This window comes from Allobosea sp. P4_E12 (assembly GCF_056401655.1).
In genome coordinates, this window is record NZ_JBFUIY010000018.1 from 18195 (window position 1) to 40846 (window position 22652).

A 22652-nucleotide genomic window follows, 5' to 3' on the forward strand; every position below is an offset into this window, starting at 1 on the left:
CATTGCTGGAAGCGTCCACCGGATCGATCGGGATCGGGACGGAAGCGGGATGCATTCACCATGCCCGGGAGGGCGCGAGCGGCGGGCTGCATCCGGCCCGGGGCGAAACGTAGAAAACAGGGCGATCGGCTGTCAACATCGTGCGTGCCGGAGATGCGCCGCCGCTGCGCCCTAGACCGGCCCCATTTCATCGCCTAAGTCGTTGGCGAGATGCGCCTTCGGGCGCAAACGCGACGGGGCTTCCTCGAATCATGACCGTATCCAATCGCCGCCAGATCCTGGCCGGCCTTTCCGCCGCCTTGAGCTTTTCCGTGGCGCCCGCCGCGCTGCTCGCGCAGCAGCCGGAGACGCAGCCGGCTCCGGCCCCGACCCCACCGCAGCCGCGCTTCGGCTTCGAGGACGTGGTGCGCCGGGCTCGCGAGATCGCGGCCGCGCCCTATGAGCCTGGTCCGACCCTGCCGGAACCGTTGTCGCGTCTCGATTTCGACGCCTGGCGCGATATCCGCTTCCGCCCCGAGCGGGCGCTGCTGGCGCCGACCGGTTCGGGTTTCCGGATGCAGATGTTCCATCCCGGCTTCCTGTTCACGCGCCCGGTGACCGTGAACATCGTGCGCGACGGCGTACCGACACCGGTGCCTTATTCGTCGAACCTGTTCGACTATGGCCGGATCAAGTTCGAGAAGCCGCTGCCGGTCAATCTCGGCTTTGCCGGCTTCCGCCTGCATTATCCGCTCAACGATCCGCGCATTTTCGACGAGCTGATCTCCTTCATCGGCGCCAGCTATTTCCGGGTGCTCGGCCGCGAGCAGCGTTACGGGCTTTCGGCGCGCGGCCTGGCCATCGGTGCCGGCGTGCCCGGAGGCGAGGAGTTCCCTGTCTTCCGCGAGTTCTGGGTGGAGGCACCGAGCGCGGGCGCCGAGCGCGTCACGGTCTATGCGCTTCTCGATTCAGCCTCGGTATCGGGCGCCTACCAGTTCCATATCTATCCGGATGTCGACAGCGTGGTCGATATCAGCGTCGCGCTGTTCCCGCGCAAGACGATCGAAAAGCTCGGCCTCGCGCCGCTGACCTCGATGTTCTTCACCGGCGAGAACGACCGGCGCTTCCATGACGATTTCCGGACCGAGCTGCATGATTCCGACGGCCTGATGGTGCACTCGCGCACCGGCGAATGGATCTGGCGGCCCTTGCGCAATCCGCGGCAGCAGGCGGTTTCCTCCTTCGTCGAAAGCAATGTGCGCGGCTTCGGGCTGATGCAGCGCGACCGCGTCTTCGAGCACTATCAGGATCTCGATCTCAGCTACGAGCTCAGGCCGTCCTACTGGATCGAACCCCAGGGCGACTGGGGTGAGGGCGTGGTCGAGCTGATCGAGCTGCCGACCGGCGACGAGACCAATGACAATATCGTCGCGCTCTGGGCACCCAAGGCCGCGCTCGAGGCCGGCCGCGAGTTCCGCTTCGGCTACAAGCTGACCGCGCTGCTCGACTCCAGCGACCTCCACCCCGGCGGCCGTGTGATCAACACCTACCAGGCGAAGCCGAAGGCGCTCGGCTCGGGCGAGCCCGTCACCGATGGCGCGCGCCGCTTCATCGTCGATTTCGCCGGCGGCGATCTCGACTATCACCTGAAGCAGCCGGAGAAGGTCGAGATCGTGCCGTCGATCGCCTATGGCCGGATCAACCGTGCCTTTATCGTGCCTAACCCGAAGACCGAAGGTTTCCGCGCCTTCATCGACATCGTCGTCGAGCCCGGGCAACTCGCAGAGATGCGTGCCTTCCTGAAGAGCGGCGACAAGACGCTGACGGAGACCTGGAGTTATCCGTGGCGTGCCGAGGTCTGATCGCTCGGATCAGGCTGCTGCGGCCACGACCTCGATCTCGACCTTGAACTCGGGCAGAGTGAAGCCGGAGACGATCATCAGGGTCGAGGCCGGAGGCGGCGTGCCGACATGGGCGTCACGCGATTCCATATAAGGCTTCATATACGCCCGGTCGGTGACATAGGCATTGATCCGCACGATATCGGCGAGCGTCATGCCGGCTTCGCCGAGGATCTTGGCGATGTTGGCGAAGCAGAGATCGGCCTGAGCCCGTGCATCTTCGGGAATGCCGCCATCGGCCGTGATGCCGAGCTGCCCGGAGCAGAAGACGAGGCGCTGCCCGCCGGGCAGTTCGGCTCCATGGCTGTAACGGGCGAAGGGCGGGCGGATCGAGGGCGGGTTGAGCGGCTTCATGCTGGTTCTCCAAAGCTGCCGGACTATGCCGCGCCGGGCACCCAAGAACCAAATGCCCCGTGGCGGAGTTGATCAGTTCCGGTATTTGGGGGATTGAGGTGCTCATGCCACGTTCATTGCGCAGGCCTAGGCTTGCGAATCAGCTGAGCCAACGAGACGGGAATAGGCACCGCATGACGACCGTGACCGCGACACGACATCGCTTCTTCAAGGCCGCCTGCCTGCTGCCCTTCCTTGCGCTCACGGCCTGCGCGGGGTCGCAGCGTTTCAACGGGCCGGGACCCGGCTTCTCCGGTGGGCCGGGCTACGGCCAGCCTCAGCTGCAATCGGCTCCGCCGATCAGCTCTGCTCCCGTGACGTCGCAGCCCTTGCCGCCGCCGGGCGGATATCCGGCCGCCTCCGCGCCTTCGTCGCCGGGAGCCCTGCCGGCGCCGCAGGATCCGTTCTTCGATCCCAATGCAGGACGGCCGCAACCGCAGAGCGCGCCGCCTGTCGCCGGGGCAACCGAGATTCCGCAACTCAGAGGCGGCAGCGGCCAGGTCGCGACGCTGGGCCAGGGCGCCGCCCCCGCCCGCAGCGCGGGATCTTCGCGTGACAGCGTCATCGGGAGTTGGACCGCGCGCGAGGCGACGGGCAGTTCCTGCCGGATCCACCTGTCGAGCACGCCGGCTCTCGATCTCTACCGCGCCAATGCGGCAGGCTGCGCCAATCGTGACCTGCAGAAGGTCAATGCCTGGGACTATCGCGACGGCGAGGTCTATCTCTACCAGCCGGGCGGCACGGTAGTCGCGCGTTTGCGTGCCGGGGACAGTGGCAGCATGAACGGCGCTGTCACCAAATCCGGCGCCGCCCTCTCGCTCAACCGCTGAGGCGGGCCTGCTCGTCGCGCCTCATGGGCGCGACGACGATCTCGCGAAAAAGGCCGGGCGCCAGAACCGGCGCTGCAGCGACAGCGCCAGAGTGGCAAAGCCCTTGGCATTGTCGAAGGCTTCGTCGAGGACGGTGAAAGGCGTCGGCCCGCCGGTGGCGATCGTCCCCTCGACATCGTTGTAGCCGCCAATCAGCTCGGCCTCGAACTTGCGCGCCAGCCGGCGCATGGCAGCGTTCTCGGGCAGGCAGGTCATGTAGAGCGTGCGAATGCCGCGATTGCGCGAGGCCGTGATCAGCCGCGTGAACAGCGCTTCGCCGATGCCTTGCCGGCGCCAGGCCTTCTCGACGCTGAACGCGGCTTCGCCCGTCTGGGTGACGATGTCTTCCAGGCCGCGCAGTTCGGCCGCGCCGCGGACCTTTCCGTCCTCGATATAGGCATAGACCAGCCCGCCGACGCCGAAGGTGGTCTCAGCGTAATTGACGAGAAAATCGTCGTTGACGGCCGTGCCAAAGCGCTCGCGACGCGTAAGCACGTCCAAGCGCAGCAGATGATCGATGAAGAGGGTGCGTTCCGCAGGCCAGAGCCGGCGAATTTCACCCTGGCCGGACATTGCGCCGGCCTTTGTCGAACGAGCCAATTGTCTTCTCCTGTCACAGCGCCAAGTCGCGCTACCGTCCAGGAGGCGTTCGTCCCTAGAGCTCGGGTCGGAAGATGCGCCGCCAATCTGGGAATGCAAGAGGCGAAGCTGTGGCAAATTTGGGCGGGAGCGCGGATATTTCGCCCAATCTGCCCCGATCTGCGGCCCATGCCTAAGCGTGCATCAGCCAGCAGGCTTGCGGTTGCATCGAGCCTGGCTTAACCCGGGCAGCCGATGCTGTCCCGCCCGCAGGCCATGCCCGCCACCATCTCCGAACGCTATGTCGCCATGGTCGAGGCCGGCGTCATCGAGCGCGATGCGGCGCAATTCGCCGTGGTGAAGCGGCTCGAGGCGCTGTCGGAGACACTCGCCTCACGCCAACTGGCCAGAAAGAGCAGTGCGCTCGGCTGGCTGTTCGGCAAGCGGCAGGCGTCGGCCAATGGCATCAAGGGCCTCTACATCTGGGGTTCGGTTGGCCGCGGCAAGACCATGCTGATGGACATGTTCTACGACTCGGCGCCGGTTATGGCCCGCAGGCGCGTGCATTTCCATTCCTTCCTGGCCGATGTCCATGCGCGCATCCACGCCTACCGCCAGCGCCTGAAGGCGGGCGAGGTCAAGGAGCCCGACCCGATCGGTCCCGTCGCAGCCGAACTCGCCGAAGAGGCAACGCTGCTCTGCTTCGACGAATTCACCGTCACCGATATCGCCGATGCAATGATTCTGGGGCGCTTGTTCACGGCGCTCTTCGCGGCCGGCGTGGTGGTGGTCGCAACCTCGAATGTCGAGCCGTCGCGTCTCTATGAGGGCGGGCTCAACCGAGCGCTGTTCCTGCCCTTCATCGCATTGCTGACCGAGAAGGTCGATGTGCTGCGTCTCGATGCCCGCACCGACTTCCGGCTGGAGAAGCTTGGCGGCGCACCGACCTATCATGTGCCTGCCGATGCAACGGCCAGGGCCGCGCTCGACAAGGCTTTTCTGACTCTGAGCGGGGTCGCCCATGGGCGGCCGCTCGTCCTGTCGGTCAAGGGGCATGAGCTGCGCGTGCCGGAAGCGGCCGGGGGCGTCGCGCGCGCCGGTTTCAGGGATCTCTGCGCCGAGGCCTATGGCGCCTCGGATTATCTCGAGCTGGCGGAGCGCTTCCATACGCTGATGATCGAAGACATTCCGGTGATGGACGAGACGCAGCGCAACGAGGCGAAGCGCTTCATCATCCTGATCGACACGCTCTATGAGCTCCATGTGAAGCTGATCGCTTCGGCGCAGGCCGAGCCGCACGAACTCTACATCGCCACGAGCGGTCGCGAGGCGTTCGAGTTCGACCGTACGGTCTCGCGGCTGATCGAGATGCGCTCCGGCGATTACCTGGCCTTGCCGCATGGCCGTGTCGATTCCGCCGCCAGCGGCGACACGACCGGCCTGGTCGAGACTTGAGAAGCGTCGCCGCATGCCGACGCGCGAGCCGAGCGAAACCCGCATCCTCACCGTCGCCAGCGAGCATCTGCGCCTGCACGGGCTGAAGCGCTTCACCGTCGTGGCGGTCGCCGAAGAAGCCGGCATGACGCATGCCAATGTCTATCGCTATTTCCCGTCGCGGGCTGCGCTCGTCGACGCCGTGGTCGATGTCTGGCTCAAGGCGACGGAGCGCAGCCTCGCCGACATCGCCGACGGACCAGACCCCGCCCATGACAAGCTGGAGCGGCTGATCCTGGCTCTGGCCAAGGCCAATCGCGACCTGCTGCTGGAGGACCGGCATCTGTTCGCCGCGTTGTCGCAGGCTGTCGCCGGGCGTCATGCGATCAGCCGTCGCAACCGCACCCGGGTGAGGGCGCTGTTCGAGCGGGTCATCGACGAGGGCATCGGCTCGGGCGCCTTCGAACCGCGCGATCGCGACAGGGCGATCGCCTTCGTCATCGATGCCACGCATCGCTTCATTCACCCTGCTGCGCTGGCGCTCGACGCGGATGTGCCGCAGGCTTCGGTAGACCTTCGGTTGGCGACGCTGATCAGGGTCATCCTGCGCGTGCTGGCGACGGGCATCGTCTGAAAATTCTGGCTACAAATTACATTTTTTGTAATTTGTAATCGGAAATTTGCCCGCCTTATTCTTGCCTCGCGCGAGGCGTGCATTGCGCAAGACATTGATTTGACGGCGAGAAAGGTGAAGGCTGTTTTCCAGGGCGCGTGCGCTCCAGCCCGACCGTGATCGCCATAAGACGACTTGCAGCAAAAGGCCTGTTTGGGCCAAAGAAACCCACGGTTTCGCCGGGTCTCCGGCATCTCGCAGCGCAAGCACAAGGACTAGGCTATGGCCCGCAAGAAGATCGCCCTCATCGGCGCCGGCCAGATCGGCGGCACGCTCGCCCATCTCGCCGGGCTCAAGGAACTCGGCGACGTCGTGCTGTTCGACATCGCCGAAGGCATCCCGCAGGGCAAAGGCCTCGACATTGCCGAGTCATCCCCGGTCGACGGCTTCGACGCCGGCTACAAGGGCACCCAGTCCTATGAGGACATCAAGGGCGCCGATGTCGTCATCGTCACCGCCGGCGTGCCGCGCAAGCCCGGCATGAGCCGCGACGACCTGATCGGCATCAACCTCAAGGTGATGAAGTCGGTCGGCGAGGGCATCAAGCAATATGCGCCGAAGGCCTTCGTGATCTGCATCACCAACCCGCTCGACGCGATGGTCTGGGCCCTGCAGAAGTTCTCGGGCCTGAAGCCCAACATGATCTGCGGCATGGCCGGCGTGCTCGACTCGGCCCGTTTCCGCCATTTCCTGGCTGAAGAGTTCCAGGTCTCGGTCAAGGACGTCTCGGCCTTCGTGCTCGGCGGCCATGGCGACGACATGGTGCCGCTGGTGCGCTATTCCGGCGTCGCCGGCATCCCGCTGCCCGATCTCGTCAAGATGAAGTGGACGACGCAGGAGCGTCTGGACGCCATCGTCGAGCGCACCCGCAAGGGCGGCGGCGAGATCGTCAACCTGCTCAAGACCGGCTCGGCCTTCTACGCTCCGGCGGCCTCGGCCATCGCGATGGCCGAGAGCTACCTCAAGGACCAGAAGCGCGTCCTGCCGGCGGCTGCCGCGTTGAAGGGCCAGTACGGCGTGCGCGACATGTTCGTCGGCGTTCCCGTGGTCATCGGCGCCAAGGGCGTCGAGAAGGTCGTGAAGATCCGTCTCAACAAGGCGGAGCAGGAAATGCTCTCGAAGTCGGTGGCTTCGGTGCAGGGCCTGATCGACGCCTGCAAGTCCATCGATTCGTCATTGGCGTGAGATAGAGCGAAGGGCGTGCGGCAGTCTCACTGCTGCGCGCCCTTCCATTCGCCCTCGCCAGCGCACGCAAGGAATTCGAGCACATGAACATCCACGAATATCAAGGCAAGGCGGTCCTCAAGGAGTACGGCGCGCCCGTCTCCGCCGGCTTCCCGGCCCTTACGGTGGCGGAAGCCGTCGAGGCCGCCAAGAAGCTCCCGGGCCCGCTCTATGTCGTGAAGAGCCAGATCCATGCGGGTGGTCGCGGCAAGGGCAAGTTCAAGGAACTGCCGGCCGATGCGAAGGGGGGCGTGCGTCTCGCCAAGTCGATCGAAGAGGTCGAGTCCCATGCCAAGGAAATGCTCGGCAACACGCTCGTGACGGCCCAGACCGGCCCGGCCGGCAAGCAGGTCAACCGCCTCTATATCGAGGACGGCTCGGACATCGAGAAGGAATTCTACCTTTCGGCCCTGGTCGACCGCGAGACCTCGCGCGTTGCCTTCGTGGTTTCGACCGAAGGCGGCATGGACATCGAGGCTGTCGCCCATGACACGCCCGAGAAGATCCTGACCTTCTCGGTCGAGCCCGCGACCGGCATCATGCCGCATCACGGCCGCACCGTTGCCAAGGCGCTGGGTCTCACCGGCGACCTCGCCAAGCAGGCCGAGAAGGTCATCGCCCAGATCTATGCCGCCTTCGTCGGCAAGGACATGGCGATGCTCGAGATCAACCCGCTGATCGTGACGACGCAGGGCCAGCTCAAGTGCCTCGACGCCAAGGTCTCGTTCGATTCCAACTCGCTCTATCGTCACCCCGAGGTGATGACGCTGCGCGACGAGACGGAAGAGGATGCCAAGGAGATCGAGGCGTCCAAGTATGACCTCGCCTATATCGCGCTCGACGGCACGATCGGCTGCATGGTCAACGGCGCGGGCCTCGCCATGGCGACGCTCGACATCATCAAGCTCTACGGCGAGGAGCCGGCGAACTTCCTCGATGTCGGCGGCGGCGCCTCGGAAGAGAAGGTCACTGCAGCCTTCAAGATCATCACCGCCGACCCGCAGGTGAAGGGCATCCTGGTCAACATCTTCGGCGGCATCATGAAGTGCGACGTCATCGCGCGCGGCGTCATCGCCGCCGTGAAGGCGGTCGGCCTCCAGGTCCCGCTGGTGGTGCGCCTCGAGGGCACGAATGTCGAGGAAGGCAAGGAGATCATCCGGACCTCCGGCCTCAATGTCATCCCGGCGGACGACCTCGACGATGCGGCACAGAAGATCGTCGCTGCGGTCAAGAAGGCTTGAGGAAAAACAATGTCCATCCTGATCGACAAGAACACCAAGGTCATCTGCCAGGGCTTCACCGGCAAGAACGGCACCTTCCACTCCGAGCAGGCGATCGCCTATGGCACGCAGATGGTCGGCGGCACCTCGCCCGGTAAGGGCGGTGCGCTGCATCTCGGCCTGCCGGTCTTCGACACCGTCGCCGAGGCGCGCGCCGCGACCGGGGCCGATGCCTCCGTCGTCTATGTGCCGCCTCCGGGCGCGGCCGACGCGATCTGCGAGGCGATCGACGCCGAGATTCCGCTGATCATTTGCATCACCGAAGGCATCCCGGTGCTCGACATGGTGCGGGTCAAGCGTTCGCTCTCCGGCTCGAAGTCGCGCCTGATCGGGCCGAATTGCCCGGGCGTCGTCACCGCCGGCCAGAGCAAGATCGGCATCATGCCGGCCAATATCTTCAAGCCCGGCTCGGTCGGCATCGTCTCGCGCTCCGGCACGCTGACCTATGAGGCCGTATTCCAGACCACCCGCGAGGGTCTCGGCCAGACCACGGCCGTCGGCATCGGCGGCGACCCGGTCAAGGGCACCGAGTTCATCGACATGCTCGAGATGTTCCTGGCSGACCCCAAGACCGAGTCGATCRTCATGATCGGCGARATCGGCGGYTCGGCGGAAGAGGACGCCGCGSAGTTCATCAAGGACGAGGCCAAGCGCGGCCGCAAGAAGCCGATGGTCGGCTTCATCGCCGGCCGCACGGCTCCTCCCGGCCGCCGCATGGGCCATGCCGGCGCGATCATCTCCGGCGGCAAGGGCGGCGCGGAAGACAAGATCGCCGCGATGGAAGCGGCCGGTATCCGGGTCTCGCCTTCGCCGGCTCGCCTCGGAAAGACCTTGGTCGACGTGTTGAAGGGCTGAACGCCCACGCGACGAGATGGCCGGGCCAGCCCGGCCATCTTACTTAAGACGCAATGACGGCATGAGACGCTCCGGGAACGGGGCAGGACGACGGTAGAAGGCAGGACGACAATGGCTCGCCAGGACATCAACGAGGCTCTCGCGCAGACGGGTTTCCTCTATGGCGGCAACGCGGCCTATATCGAGGACCTCTATGCGCGCTATCAGGCCGATCCGAATTCGGTCGACGAGCAGTGGCGCGGGTTCTTCGCCGGGCTGAAGGATGATGGCCCGGCCATTATCCAGAACGCCAAGGGTGCGTCCTGGACGAAGCCGAACTGGCCGATCCATGCCAACGGCGAGCTCATCTCGGCGCTCGATGGCCATTGGGGCGTGGTCGAGAAGGTCATCGGCGACAAGCTCAGCGCCAAGGCCAAGGCTGCCGGCGCGACGCTCAGCGCGTCGGACGTGCAGCAGGCGACGCGGGATTCTGTGCGCGCCATCATGCTCATCCGCGCCTACCGGATGCGCGGCCATCTCCACGCCAAGCTTGATCCGCTCGACATTGAGCAGGCGAGGGATCCCGAGGAGCTGTCGCCGGCCACTTTCGGCTTCACCGACGCCGATCTCGACCGCAAGATCTTCATCGACAACGTGCTCGGCATGGAGTTCGCCACGCTTCGCGAGATGGTCGCGATCCTGCAGCGGACCTATTGCAACACGATCGGCATCGAGTTCATGCACATCTCCGATCCGGAGCAGAAGGCATGGCTGCAGGAGCGGATCGAGGGGCCGGACAAGGAGATCGCCTTCACCCGCGAAGGCAAGAAGGCGATCCTCAACAAGCTGGTCGAGGCCGAGGGCTTCGAGAAGTTCATCGACCTGAAATATACCGGCACCAAGCGCTTCGGCCTTGATGGCGCCGAGGCGCTGATCCCGGCGCTGGAGCAGATCATCAAGCGCGGCGGCGCGCTCGGCGTGCGCGACATCGTCTTCGGCATGGCCCATCGCGGCCGCCTCAACGTGCTGACCCAGGTGCTCGGTAAGCCGCACCGCGCGCTGTTCCACGAGTTCAAGGGCGGCTCCTTCGCTCCCGACGATGTCGAGGGCTCGGGCGACGTGAAGTACCATCTCGGTGCCTCGTCCGACCGTGAGTTCGACGGCAACAACGTCCATCTCTCGCTGACCGCCAACCCGTCGCATCTCGAGATCGTCGATCCCGTGGTGCTCGGCAAGGTCCGCGCCAAGCAGGACCAGTTCGGCGATATCGTCGAGCGCTCCAAGGTGCTGCCGCTGCTGCTGCATGGCGATGCCGCCTTCGCCGGCCAGGGTGTCGTGGCCGAGTGCCTCGGGCTGTCCGGACTGAAGGGCCATCGCACCGGCGGCTCGGTGCATTTCATCATCAACAACCAGATCGGCTTCACCACCTATCCGCGCTATTCGCGGTCCTCGCCCTATCCGTCCGACGTGGCGAAGATGGTCGAGGCGCCGGTCTTCCATGTGAACGGCGACGACCCCGAAGCGGTCGTGTTCGCCGCCAAGATCGCGATCGAGTTCCGGCAGAAATTCCACAAGCCGGTCGTCATCGACATGTTCTGCTATCGCCGCTTCGGCCATAACGAAGGCGACGAGCCGGGCTTCACCCAGCCGCTGATGTATCGCAAGATCCGCGGCCACAAGACCACGCTGGAGCTCTACGCCACCAAGCTGGAAGCCGAAGGCGTGGTGCAGCCGGGCGAGTTCGACGAGATGAGGGCGGCCTGGAAAGGCAAGCTCGAGATCGAGTTCGACGCCGGCCAGACCTTCAAGCCCAACAAGGCCGACTGGCTGGACGGGCGCTGGGCCGGCATGAAGGCGATCCGCGCCGACGAGGACGACCCGCGCCGCGGCGCGACCGGCGTTCCGGCCGCGGTGCTGAAGGAGATCACCGAGAAGATCACCTCGACGCCGCCCGGCTTCAACGTCCATCGCACGATCCAGCGCTTCCTCGACAATCGCCGCAAGGCGGTCGAGGCCGGGCAGGGCATCGATTGGGCGACGGCCGAGGCGCTCGCCTTCGGCTCGCTGCTGCTCGACGGCCACCCCGTGCGTCTCTCCGGCCAGGATTGCGAACGCGGCACCTTCTCGCAGCGCCACTCGGTGCTGATCGACCAGGAGACTGAGGCCCGCCATACGTCGCTGAACAACATCCGCGAAGGCCAGTCACGCTACGAGGTCATCAACTCGATGCTCTCGGAAGAGGCGGTGCTCGGCTTCGAATACGGCTACTCGCTGTCGGAGCCCAACGCCCTGACTGCCTGGGAAGCGCAGTTCGGCGATTTCGCCAATGGCGCGCAAGTCGTGTTCGACCAGTTCATCTCGTCGGGTGAGCGCAAGTGGCTGCGCATGTCGGGCCTCGTCTGCCTGCTGCCGCATGGCTATGAGGGCCAGGGGCCGGAGCATTCCTCGGCCCGCCTCGAGCGCTTCCTGCAGATGTGCGCCGAGGACAACATGCAGGTCGCGAACTGCTCGACCCCTGCGAGCTATTTCCACATCCTGCGCCGGCAGCTGAAGCGCGACTTCCGCAAGCCGCTGATCCTGATGACGCCGAAATCGCTGCTGCGCCACAAGCGCTGCATCTCCGACCTGTCGGAGCTGGCCGAGGGCTCGACCTTCCACCGCGTGCTGCATGATGATGCCGAGCGCGGCCGGTCCGAGACGAAGCTGGTCAAGGATGGCAAGATCCGCCGGGTCGTGCTGTGCTCCGGCAAGGTCTATTTCGACCTGCTCGACGAGCGCGAGAAGCGCGGCATCGACGACGTCTACCTGATGCGCGTCGAGCAGCTCTATCCGTTCCCGCTGAAGACGCTGGCGCAGGAGTTGGCGCGCTTCAAGGCCGCCGATGTGGTCTGGTGCCAGGAGGAGCCGAAGAACATGGGCTCCTGGACCTTCGTCGAGCCCTATCTCGAATGGGTGCTGGGCCATGCCGGCTCGAAGCCGAAGCGCCCGCGTTATGTCGGACGCCCGGCCTCGGCCGCGACAGCGACCGGCCTGATGTCGAAGCATACCGCCCAGCTCGCAGCGTTCATGGACGAGGCCTTCGCGGCCTGACCCTGTCCGAAGACGCCAGACAAAGACACGAACAAGAGGCCTGATATGGCGACCGAAATCCGCGTACCCACACTCGGCGAATCCGTCTCGGAGGCGACGATCGGCAAATGGTTCAAGAAGCCGGGCGAGGCTGTGAAGGCCGACGAGCCCCTGGTCGAGCTCGAGACCGACAAGGTCACGCTCGAGGTGAACGCCCCGGCTGCCGGCGTCCTCGGCGAGATCGTCGCCAAGGAAGGCGAAACGGTCGGCGTCAACGCCCTGCTCGGCTCGATCTCGGCCGGTGACGGCGTGGCTGCAGCTCCGGCAAAGCCTGTCGCGGCTGCCGAGGCTGCGAAGCCTGCCGCTGCTCCGGCCGCTGCTGCTGCGCCGGCGACCAAGGCTGCCGATTCCGGCCCGGCCGTCGCGCGCCTCGCCGCCGAGAGCGGCGTCAATCCGGCGAATGTCGCGGCGTCTGGCAAGGACGGTCGCGTCACCAAGGGCGACATGCTGGCCGCCATCGCGACGGGTTCAGTGGCTGCGGCCGCGCCCGCAGCTCCGGTCCAGGTCCGCGCCCCGTCGGCTCCCGATGACGCTTCGCGCGAAGAGCGCGTCAAGATGACGAAGCTGCGCCAGACCATCGCGCGCCGCCTSAAGGARGCSCAGAACRCYGCSGCCATGCTCACSACCTTCAACGAGGTSGACATGWSGGCKGTSATGGCSCTGCGCAACCAGTACAAGGACGKSTTCGAGAAGARSCACGGCGTGAAGCTCGGCTTCATGRGCTTCTTCGTGAAGGCCTGCGTGCAGGCCCTGAAGGAAATCCCCTCGGTCAATGCCGAGATCGACGGCACCGATATCGTCTACAAGAACTACTACCATATCGCGGTCGCGGTCGGCACCGACAAGGGCCTCGTCGTGCCGGTGGTTCGCGATGCCGACCAGCTCTCGATTGCCGGTGTCGAGAAGGAAATCGGTGTGCTCGGCAAGAAGGCGCGCGATGGCGCGCTCAAGATCGAGGACATGCAGGGCGGCACCTTCACGATCTCGAATGGCGGCGTCTATGGCTCGCTGATGTCGACGCCGATCCTGAACGCGCCGCAGTCGGCTATCCTCGGCATGCACAAGATCCAGGAGCGCCCAATGGTGGTCGGCGGCCAGATCGTCGTGCGCCCGATGATGTATCTGGCGGTCAGCTACGATCACCGCATCATCGACGGCAAGGAGGCTGTGACCTTCCTCGTTCGCATCAAGGAAGCTCTTGAGGACCCGGCACGTCTCGTCCTGGACCTCTGAGTTCGCATAGGACTGCGGGAACCGTGCCCGTGCCCGGCACGTCGCTCAGGCGGCCATCGCCGGGTGCGAGCTTGGTTCCCATTTCAAGGGCCTGATCCGGCTGCGCGACCACTCGGCTTGTCTTGCGGTCTCGCGCTGGGATCAGGGATAGGGAAGGAGTTCGCGATGGCTTTTGGCCCCAATCCTCCCTCGCTCCAGGCGCATCTTTGCGTCAAGGGCGGCCTCCAGGCGATCGCCTTCTACGAGAAGGCTTTCGGCGCCGAGTGCACCTTCAAGCAGATGGCGCAGGATGGCGTGCGGGTGTTGCACGCCAATCTTGCGCTGTTCGGCAGCGAAATCCTGCTGCATGACGAGTTCCCGGAATTCGGGGGGCCTGTCGCTTCGCCGCATGCACATGGCGGCGCCAGCATCGCGCTCAACGTCAATCTGCCGAGCCCGAGCGATGTCGACGCGGCAATGGCCCGGGCGGAAGCTGCGGGCGCAATCACCTTCATGCCGGCGGGCGATGTGTTCTGGGGCGCGCGTTACGGCCGCCTGACCGATCCCTTCGGCCATGTCTGGGCCTTCAACGCGCCGCTGGCGCCGGGCTGAAGCCTAAGCCCGATCGCGCCATTGCTTCAGTGCACGACCATCGCCGAGAAGGGGTGGACATAGGCCTGCAGCATCACGAGGCCGCCGACGAGGCAGGCTAGCGCGATCGAATGCCAGAAGACGAAGCGCAGGATCGTGCCCTCGTGCCCGAACCAGTTTGTCGCCGTGGAGGCGACGACGATCGACTGGGCATCGATCATCTTGCCCATGACACCGCCGGACGAGTTCGCCGCCCCCATCAGGATCGGCGAAAGGCCGAGCTGTTCTGAGGTGACCTTCTGCAGATTGCCGAACAGCACGTTCGAGGCGGTGTCCGAGCCCGTCAGCGCCACGCCGAGCCAGCCGAGCAGGGTGCCGAAGAAGGGATAGAGCACCCCGGTTCCGGCAAAGGCGAGCCCGAGGGTGGCATCGATGCCTGAGAGCCTGGTCAGGGTACCAATCGCCAGCATGGCCGAAATGGTGATCAGAGAATAGGCGCAGAGCCTGATCGTCCGGACATAGGTCATGATCATGCGACCAGGCGTGAATCCCATGACGAAGCCGGAAATGATCGCTGCGATCAACATGCCCGAGCCGGTATAGGAGAGCCAGGTGAACGAGAACACGGCGGCCTCCGGTGTCGGACGTGGCGCAACCGGCGCCACCTTGGCGATCTGGTTATGGAGATCCGGCACCGGATAGCTCCACACGGCCCAGGAATTCACACTGGTCTTGAACCAGTCCGTGCCCCAGATCAGCAGGATCGCGCAAACGATGATCCAGGGCGCCAGGGCCATCCAGACCTGCGCAGGTGCGGATCGCTCCGTGGATACAGCCGGTATGATTCGCCCCTCGGCGGAGACGTCATGGCCGCGCAGGGCCGGTGAGGCCCAGATCTCGCGGGGCTTCCAGATCTGCAGGAAGCCGATCAGGCAAGCCATCGAGATCAGCGAGGCGCCGATATCGACGATCCAGGGATTGATGAAGTTCGAGATGAGGAACTGCGGCACCGCAAAAGAGACGCCGGTGACCAATATGGCCGGCCAGATCTGCAGCATGCCACGCCGGCCGGCGAAGACCCAGATCAGCCAGAACGGCACGAGCAACGAGAAGAACGGCAATTGTCGGCCGACCATGGCTCCAAGCAGGAACGGATCAATTCCGGTGACCTGGCTGAGCCCCTGGATCGGTGTTCCAAGAGCACCAAAGGCGACCGGCGCCGTATTGGCGATGAGCGAGAGCCCAGATGCTGCCAAGGGGGAAAAGCCGAGCCCGATCAGAATCGCGCCGGTCACCGCGACCGGGGTGCCGAAGCCCGAAGCGCCCTCGAAGAAGGCTCCGAAGGCGAAGGCAATCAGCAGGAGCTGAATCCGTCGGTCGCTGGTCACTCCGCCGATCGTGGTCTGCAAGGTTTCGAAGGCGCCTTTCTCGACCGTAAGCCGGTAGAGAAAGATCACATTTAGGACAATCCAGCCTATTGGGAAGAATCCAGTCACCGCTCCGAGCGCCGTAGCGCGGGCCGACATTCCGGCGGGCATCGTGAATATAAATATCGCCACAAGATTGGCGACAATAAGAGCAATGATCGCTGCAATATGTGCTTTGACGGTATTTGATGCGATCAATCCTAATAATACAAGGACCGGAAGCGCTGCGGCGAGCGTCGACAGGGCGCTGTTTCCGAATGGGTCGTAGACCTGATTCCACATGGCGCTATCTTCCCTTGAGCCGTCGCAAGGCGGGAACGCGAAATGTGCTTCTTGGTATTGTTGCGAATTATACGCTCAATCAACGGAAATGATAGCAATCGCGCTCGCAATGTCGACATCTATTGCGGGCATGGCGGACTGCGTCAAAGCGATGTATTGCGGCCGGTAAGACGCCGCGCCGCGAGTGTCGGCGCGCATTGCCTGCTCAACGGAAGGAAGTCATGTCCTACGATCTCGTCGTCATCGGTACTGGCCCCGGGGGCTATGTCTGTGCCATCCGCGCCGCTCAGCTCGGCCTCAAGGTCGCCGTGGTGGAGAAGCGCAAGACTCATGGCGGCACCTGCCTGAATGTCGGCTGCATCCCGTCCAAGGCCTTGCTGCACGCGTCGGAAATGTTCGAAGAGGCCGGCCACACCTTCCCGAGTCTCGGCATCAGCGTCGGCACGCCCAAGCTCGATCTCAAGCAGATGTTGGTCCACAAGCAGGAGACGATCGACGCGAACGTCAATGGCGTCGCCTTCCTGCTGAAGAAGAACAAGATCGAGGCCTTCCAGGGCACCGCGAGCATCCCCGGCGCGGGGAAAGTCGAGGTCACGGGTGCGGACGGCAAGAGCCAGGTCCTCGAGACCAAGAACATCGTCATTGCGACGGGTTCGGAAGCGGCCGGCCTGCCGGGCGTCGAGATCGACGAGAAGACCGTGGTGACCTCGACCGGCGCACTCGAGCTTGCGTCCGTGCCGAAGGAGCTGCTGGTGGTGGGCGCCGGCGTAATCGGTCTCGAAATCGGTTCGGTCTGGAGCCGTCTCGGCGCCAAGGTCACCGTGGTCGAATATCTCGACCGCATCCTGCCCGGCATGGATGACGAGATCGCCAAGCAATTCCAGCGCATCCTGCAGAAGCAGGGCTTCGAATTCCACTTGGGTTCCAAGGTCACCAAGGTCGAGACGGGCAAGAAGGGCGCGACCGTCACGGTCGAGCCCGCCGCCGGCGGTGAGGCCAAGACGCTGTCTGCCGATATCGTGCTGGTCGCGATCGGCCGTCGTCCGAACACCGATGGCCTCGGCCTGGACGCCGCTGGTGTCGCGACCGAGCGTGGTCGCGTCGTGATCGACGACCATTTCAAGACCAACGTCGCGGGCATCTATGCCATTGGCGACGTGGTGCGCGGTCCGATGCTCGCTCACAAGGCCGAGGACGAGGGCATGGCGGTGGCCGAGCTGATCGCCGGCAAGGTTGGGCATGTGAACTATGACGCCATCCCGAGCATCATCTACACGGCTCCCGAAGTCGCCGCGATCGGCAAGACCGAGGAGGAGCTGAAGGCTGCGGGCATCGCCTACAAGATCGGCAAGTTCCCCTTCACCGCCAATGGCCGCGCCCGCGCCATGCGCCACACAGAGGGCTTCGTGAAGTTCCTCGCCGATGCGGCGACCGACCGCGTGCTCGGCTGCCATATCATCGGCCCGCATGCCGGGGACCTGATCGCCGAAGTCACGGTGCTGATGGAGTTCGGCGGCTCGTCGGAGGATCTCGCCCGCACCTGCCATGCTCATCCGACGCTGGCCGAGGCGGTCAAGGAAGCTGCGCTCGCCGTCGACAAGCGCGCGATCCATATGTGAGCGGCATCTCGATTCCCGGCCGAAGCGTAGGCGGAGGCCCGGGAATCTCAGCCCCTATGACAAACGCCCGGCGCTTCGCCGGGCGTTTCACGTTTCGGGTGATGCGAAGGCAGAACCGGCGTCCGCGTGACCTCGGCTTTATCGGCCCCGCCTTGCATGAAAGGCGGTCAGGGTGTTGCGCAGCAGGCAGGCGATGGTCATCGGGCCGACGCCGCCCGGTACAGGCGTGATCGCGCCTGCAACCTTCACGGCCTCGGCAAAGTCGACATCGCCGGCGAGCTTGCCGTCGGGCAGGCGGTTGATGCCGACATCGATTATGGTGGCGCCGGGCTTGATCCAGTCACCCCTTACGAAGTGGGGCCGCCCGACCGCCGCGACCAGGATGTCGGCGCGCCGGCAGATTGCGGGAAGATCGCGGGTACGGGAATGGGCGATGGTGACGGTGCAGTCGGCCTGGACCAGCAACTGCGCCATCGGCCGGCCGACGATGCCCGAGCGGCCGATCACCACGGCTTCCAGTCCGGCGAGCGTTGGCAGGGTCTGCTTCAGCAGGATCATCGAGCCGAGCGGCGTGCAGGGGATCAGGCTGGCCTGGCCGTTGGCGAGGCGGCCGACATTGATCGGATGGAAGCAGTCGACGTCCTTGGCGGGGTCTATCGCCTCGATCACGCGGTCGGGATTGATGTGCTTCGGCAAGGGCAATTGCACCAGAATGCCGTCGACTCTGTCGTCGGCATTCAGCGCGGCGACCTTGGCCAGCAACTCCGCTTCGCTGGTCTCGGCCGGCAGGCGGTGAACCGCAGAGTTCATGCCGATCTCGCCGGCAAGCTTTTCCTTGGAGTTCACATAGACACGGCTCGCCGGGTCGTCGCCGACGAGCACGACATGCAGGCCGGGGACCAGGCCCCGTTCAGCCTTGATCGCGGTGATCTCCTGGCCGATCTCGGCACGCAGTGCCGCAGCTGCCGCCTTGCCGTCGATGATGCGCGCCTGATCCGCCATGACCCACCGCCTGTGTTTCGCTGAGTGCTCCTCATGCGCGATCATCGTGCGGGCGGCAAGTATCGACGCACCATTATCGATGCGCCGTCGCCTTGGCCATTTGCGCCAAAGGCGCTGTTCTTGCCTGCGGCGACGGCAGCGTGATCGCCGCCTTGCCGCCACTCATGCTGGCCTGTATCGAGCGAGGGCAAGGCAGCGATTGACGGGATGGAGTGCTGACGACGTGACGACAGGATTTGCCGCCATTCCCGCCTCGACCAGCTATCGCCTGACCAATGCCCGCTCCCCGCTCTGCCTGATCGAGGGCGCGGACCTTGCTGCCGATCGTGATGGACTGGCGCTGGTCGACCTTCGCGTCGAGGATGGGCGCATCGCGTCGATCCTGCCGGCCGGTACGGAAGCGCCGGAGGGCGGTCCCAGGCTCGATCTCGATGGCGGCATCGTGCTGCCGCGGCTGGTCGATGCGCATGTCCATCTCGACAAGGGCCATATCTGGCCGCGCCGCCGCAATCCGGACGGCACCTTCATGGGCGCACTCGAGAATGTCATGGCCGATCGCGAGGCCAATTGGACGTCGGAAGATGTGCGTGCCCGCATGGATTTCGGCCTGCGCTGCGCCTTCGCCCATGGCACGAGCGCGGTCCGCACCCATATCGACTCGCTCGGCAAGCAGATCGGCATCTCCTGGCCGGTGCTGGCCGAGATGCGGGCGGAATGGGCCGGGCGTGTCGCGCTGCAGGCCTCGCCGCTTTTCGGCATCCAGTTTGCGCTCGACGCCGAGCACATGCAGGCGGTGACGCGGGCCGTGAAGGCGCATGGCGACGGCATCTTCGGCTGCGTCACCTATATGATCCCGGAGCTCGCGGAGGCGCTCGACATCGTCTTCCGCACGGCGATCGAGAACGGCTTCGATCTCGACTTCCATGTCGATGAGACCAATGATCCGGCGGCGCGGTCGCTTGAATACATTGCCGAGGCCGCACTCCGGCATCGCTTCACCGGAAAGATCCTCGCCGGCCATTGCTGTTCGCTCGCTGTGCAGGCTCCGCAGGATGAGGCGCGGATCATCGCCAAGGTCGGGCAAGCCGGCATTGCGGTTGTGTCCCTGCCGATGTGCAACATGTATCTGCAGGACCGCGACGGCGGCCGCACGCCACGCTGGCGCGGCGTCACTGCGCTGCACGAACTGAAGGCTGCCGGCGTGGCGGTGATGATCGCTTCCGACAATACGCGCGATCCGTTCTATGCCTATGGCGATCTCGACCTCGTCGAGGTGCTGCGCGAAGGCACCCGCATCCTCCAGCTCGATCATGGCCCGACCGATTTCGCGGCGATGATCGCGCGCGCACCGGCTGCGATCATGGGCGTCGCCGACAAGGGCGTTGTGGCGCCAGGACTGTCCGCCGACCTGATCCTGACCCGCGCCCGCGATTGGACCGAATTCTTCGCGCGCCCCCAGGCTGATCGCACGGTGCTGGTCGCCGGCAAGGCGATCGACCGGACGCTGCCGGATTACCGCGAACTCGACCATCTGATGAGCAAGAGCGCATGAGCCCCCGCTACGACATCGCCGCCCTGAAGAACCGTCTCGGCGGAATCAGGACCGAGGACAATCCGGCGCTGGTGAAGCAGAAGAGCCGCGACTTCTTCTGGTACTCGCCGACCCTCAAGCGTCAGCTCGACCACGTCACGGCCGATATCATCGTCTCGCCGACCAGCGAGGCCGAGGTGCTGGACGTCCTTGCGGCCGCTCATGCACTCGGCATTCCGGTGACGCCGCGCGGCACCGGGACCGGCAATTACGGCCAGGCGATGCCGCTCTCTGGCGGGGTGCTGCTCGATCTCTCGGGGTTCAACAAGGTCAAGTCGATCGGGCCTGGACGCTATGTCGCCGAGCCGGGCGCGGTCATGGCCCGCATCGACGAGCAGACGCGGGCGCATTCCAGGCAGGAGCTGCGCCTGCATCCCTCGACCTATCAGACCGCCTCGATCGGCGGCTTCATCGCCGGTGGTTCGGGCGGCGTCGGCTCGATCAAATGGGGTGGCCTGCGCGACTGGGGCAACATCATCCGGCTCAAGGTCGCGACGATGGAGGCCTCGCCCCGGATCCTCGAATTCACCGGCGACGACCTGCACAAGGTTGCCCATGCCTATGGCACCAACGGCATCATCACCGAGGTCGAGATGCCGCTCGGGCCCGCCTATGACTGGGTCGACGTCATCCTCGGCTTCGACACGCTGCGCGCGGCGACCGAGTTCGCCAATGCGCTTGGTGAGCAGGACGGGCTGGCTCTGAAGAACCTCGCGGTCGTCGCGGCCCCGGCGCCGCATGACTATTTTCTGCGGCACAAGAAATTCCTGCCGCGCGACAGCCATGTCGTGATCGTCATGGCGGCGGATTTCGCAGTCGATGCACTGCTCGCCTATGCCCGGCATTTCCGCGGCGCCGAACTGCTGATGCGCTCCGACAAACTCTCGCCGGAAGAGGCCAAGGGCCTGCCGCCGGGCTATGAGCTGGGCTGGAACCACACGACGCTGCGGGCGCTGCGGGTTGACCCGTCCATCACCTATCTCCAGGTGCTCTACCCCTTCCCGAACCAGGTCGAGCTGATCCAGCGCATTCATGAGCGCTTTGGCGACGAGGTGCGCTGCCATCTCGAATTCGTCCGCTTCGACGGCAAGGTCACCTGCTTCGGCCTGCCGCTGGTGCGCTTCACCAGCGAGGAGCGGCTCGAGGAGATCATGGCGATTCATGAGGAGATGGGAGCGCCGATCTTCAACCCGCATCGCTACACCTTGGAAGAAGGCGGCATGAAGCAGACCGACGAGCTGCAGCTCGCTTTCAAGCGCGAGGCCGATCCGCAAGGCCTGCTCAATCCCGGCAAGATGATCGCCTGGGAGGATCCGTCCTACGATTACAAGTCTGGCAAGACCTTCCTGTTCCGCAGCCTGGCCGATGCCGGCGTGGGTGGATGATCATGCGCGTGCTCGTCCTCTACGCTCATCCCGATCCGGACAGTTTTGGGGCGGCGTTGCATCGGGCCGTGGTGAAGGGGCTCGAAGAGGCCGGCCATGAGGTCGACGATTGCGATCTCAATGCCGAGGGCTTCGATCCGGTGCTGAGCCGGGAGGGCCGGGTCGGCTATCACGATGTTGCCAGCAACACGCTTCCGGTTGCCGGCTATGTCGAGCGGCTACGAGCAGCCGAGGCGCTGGTCCTGTGCTTTCCTGTCTGGAATTTCGGCTATCCCGCGATCCTCAAGGGCTATTTCGATCGCGTCTTCCTGCCCGGTGTTTCGTTCAAGCTGAACGATGGCAAGGTCAGGCCCAATCTCTGGAATATTCGCCGTCTCGTGGCCGTCACAACCTATGGCGGCTCGCGCTGGCGCGCCTTTCTGATGGGCGATCCGCCGCGCAAGGTGGTGTGTCGGGCCCTGCGCGCCGTTTGTCATCCGAGTGCACGCCCGCTTTACCTGGCTCACTACGACATGAATCGCGCAACAGCGGGCAGCCGAGACGCCTTCCTTGCGCGCGTCTCGAAAAAGATGCGTACTCTGTGATTGTGCGCTGCACTTGCGTCATCACACTGTCATGATCGCAAGCGATCTCAGAGCCGGCGAATAGATTTCCGAGCAGTTTCCAAGGACCGGCTCATGACCAAGTCCCTCGAGAAAAGCGTCGGTCGAGCTCTCCTTGTGGCTGCGCGCCTGCATCGGGCGCGCATGGGCGAGAGGCTCAACGGCCTCGGGCTCTTTCCCGGGCAGGAGCAGGCGCTGAAGGCCCTCCAGCCAGCCCCTATGACGATGGGCGAACTGGCGACCCTGCTTCGGGTCAAACCGCCGACGGTGTCCAAGACCATTGGCCGGCTCTCCTTGCAGGGGCTGGTGACGCGCGAGGGCGGTAGCCGCGATGGCCGGCTGGTTCAGGTCGCGTTGACCGAGCACGGTCAGAAGACCGCGGCTGCGCTCGATGCGGTCTGGAATCAGGTCGAGGACGAACTGCTGGAAAAGCTCGACGCCAAGGAGCGCAAGCAGCTCCGCAAGCTGCTGCGCAAGGCCTCGAAGGGCCTGTCCAAGGCCGGGGCCGAAATCGACGAGCCTGACGCCGATGGGGACGAGGCCGAGGCTGAGGCCTGATCAGCGCATGGAACGCATGCCCTCTGGCGCTGGCGTCGTTCCCTAAATCGGTTAAATCTCTCTCCGTCATTCTTCTCACGCATGACGG

At 64.9% G+C, this 22652-nt stretch carries 19 protein-coding genes; 15 read left to right on the forward strand and 4 right to left on the reverse strand.

Translation table 11 applies throughout. From position 1 onward, the window contains the following. Positions 1-251 precede the first annotated feature (251 nt). Positions 252-1841 (forward strand): OpgD/OpgG family glucan biosynthesis protein, encoded by a 1590-nt coding sequence (locus tag AC1DW9_RS22090; protein ID WP_476775538.1) that lies wholly within the window; start codon positions 252-254, stop codon positions 1839-1841. A gap of 9 nt (positions 1842-1850) precedes the next feature. Here the strand turns inward: AC1DW9_RS22090 and AC1DW9_RS22095 are convergent, their stop codons facing one another. Next, positions 1851-2234, reverse strand: a complete 384-nt coding sequence (locus tag AC1DW9_RS22095) for a RidA family protein (protein ID WP_441505797.1) — start codon at positions 2232-2234, stop codon at positions 1851-1853. A 173-nt stretch (positions 2235-2407) separates the two neighbouring features. On the opposite strand from AC1DW9_RS22095, the gene AC1DW9_RS22100 reads away from it, so the two are divergent. Then, positions 2408-3103, forward strand: coding sequence for an AprI/Inh family metalloprotease inhibitor (locus AC1DW9_RS22100; protein ID WP_476775537.1), 696 nt, complete (start codon positions 2408-2410; stop codon positions 3101-3103). Between the two features lie 21 nt (positions 3104-3124). On the opposite strand, the gene AC1DW9_RS22105 is transcribed toward AC1DW9_RS22100, so the two are convergent. Further along, positions 3125-3742, reverse strand: coding sequence for a GNAT family N-acetyltransferase (locus tag AC1DW9_RS22105; protein WP_441492433.1), 618 nt, complete (start codon positions 3740-3742; stop codon positions 3125-3127). A 234-nt stretch (positions 3743-3976) separates the two neighbouring features. On the opposite strand from AC1DW9_RS22105, the gene zapE reads away from it, so the two are divergent. From zapE to AC1DW9_RS22145, 8 genes are all read left to right on the forward strand, one after another. Then, positions 3977-5176, forward strand: coding sequence for a cell division protein ZapE (zapE, locus tag AC1DW9_RS22110; protein ID WP_441505795.1), 1200 nt, complete (start codon positions 3977-3979; stop codon positions 5174-5176). A 13-nt stretch (positions 5177-5189) separates the two neighbouring features. Further along, complete coding sequence (locus AC1DW9_RS22115) at positions 5190-5789, forward strand: TetR/AcrR family transcriptional regulator (protein ID WP_441492435.1); 600 nt, start codon at positions 5190-5192, stop codon at positions 5787-5789. A 261-nt stretch (positions 5790-6050) separates the two neighbouring features. After that, entirely contained in the window at positions 6051-7013 is a 963-nt protein-coding gene (mdh, locus tag AC1DW9_RS22120) for a malate dehydrogenase (protein ID WP_043241858.1), read from the forward strand. 83 nt (positions 7014-7096) lie between these two features. Further along, a complete protein-coding gene (sucC, locus tag AC1DW9_RS22125) occupies positions 7097-8293 on the forward strand; it encodes an ADP-forming succinate--CoA ligase subunit beta (protein ID WP_476775535.1) in 1197 nt (398 codons plus the stop codon). Between the two features lie 9 nt (positions 8294-8302). Further along, positions 8303-9187, forward strand: a complete 885-nt coding sequence (sucD, locus tag AC1DW9_RS22130) for a succinate--CoA ligase subunit alpha (protein ID WP_476855183.1) — start codon at positions 8303-8305, stop codon at positions 9185-9187. 111 nt (positions 9188-9298) lie between these two features. Continuing rightward, a complete protein-coding gene (locus tag AC1DW9_RS22135; protein WP_441492437.1) occupies positions 9299-12256 on the forward strand; it encodes a 2-oxoglutarate dehydrogenase E1 component in 2958 nt (985 codons plus the stop codon). A 45-nt stretch (positions 12257-12301) separates the two neighbouring features. Continuing rightward, positions 12302-13528 (forward strand): 2-oxoglutarate dehydrogenase complex dihydrolipoyllysine-residue succinyltransferase, encoded by a 1227-nt coding sequence (odhB, locus tag AC1DW9_RS22140; RefSeq protein ID WP_476855184.1) that lies wholly within the window; start codon positions 12302-12304, stop codon positions 13526-13528. 165 nt (positions 13529-13693) lie between these two features. Continuing rightward, positions 13694-14119 carry a VOC family protein gene (locus AC1DW9_RS22145; protein ID WP_441505793.1) on the forward strand — a complete coding sequence of 142 codons (426 nt, stop codon included), beginning with the start codon at positions 13694-13696 and terminating at the stop codon, positions 14117-14119. A gap of 26 nt (positions 14120-14145) precedes the next feature. Here AC1DW9_RS22145 and AC1DW9_RS22150 read toward each other — a convergent pair whose 3' ends face one another. Beyond that, complete coding sequence (locus AC1DW9_RS22150; RefSeq protein WP_441505792.1) at positions 14146-15807, reverse strand: L-lactate permease; 1662 nt, start codon at positions 15805-15807, stop codon at positions 14146-14148. A gap of 221 nt (positions 15808-16028) precedes the next feature. Here AC1DW9_RS22150 and lpdA point away from each other — a divergent pair, with 221 nt between their 5' ends. Then, positions 16029-17426: a dihydrolipoyl dehydrogenase gene (gene lpdA / locus AC1DW9_RS22155; protein ID WP_441505791.1), complete on the forward strand. Its 1398-nt coding sequence runs from the start codon at positions 16029-16031 to the stop codon at positions 17424-17426. 138 nt (positions 17427-17564) lie between these two features. On the opposite strand, the gene folD is transcribed toward lpdA, so the two are convergent. Then, entirely contained in the window at positions 17565-18428 is an 864-nt protein-coding gene (folD, locus tag AC1DW9_RS22160; protein WP_441505790.1) for a bifunctional methylenetetrahydrofolate dehydrogenase/methenyltetrahydrofolate cyclohydrolase FolD, read from the reverse strand. Positions 18429-18651: 223 nt separating this feature from the next. On the opposite strand from folD, the gene AC1DW9_RS22165 reads away from it, so the two are divergent. The 4 genes from AC1DW9_RS22165 (at position 18652) to AC1DW9_RS22180 (ending at position 22564) form a co-directional block, all read left to right on the forward strand. Beyond that, a complete protein-coding gene (locus AC1DW9_RS22165) occupies positions 18652-19980 on the forward strand; it encodes a cytosine deaminase (RefSeq protein WP_441505789.1) in 1329 nt (442 codons plus the stop codon). Then, positions 19977-21404 carry an FAD-binding oxidoreductase gene (locus AC1DW9_RS22170; protein WP_069878773.1) on the forward strand — a complete coding sequence of 476 codons (1428 nt, stop codon included), beginning with the start codon at positions 19977-19979 and terminating at the stop codon, positions 21402-21404. Before AC1DW9_RS22165 ends, AC1DW9_RS22170 begins: the two co-directional genes overlap by 4 nt. 2 nt (positions 21405-21406) lie before the next feature. After that, entirely contained in the window at positions 21407-21988 is a 582-nt protein-coding gene (locus AC1DW9_RS22175; RefSeq protein ID WP_441505788.1) for an NAD(P)H-dependent oxidoreductase, read from the forward strand. A gap of 93 nt (positions 21989-22081) precedes the next feature. After that, positions 22082-22564: a MarR family winged helix-turn-helix transcriptional regulator gene (locus AC1DW9_RS22180; RefSeq protein WP_441480592.1), complete on the forward strand. Its 483-nt coding sequence runs from the start codon at positions 22082-22084 to the stop codon at positions 22562-22564. Positions 22565-22652: the final 88 nt, after the last annotated feature.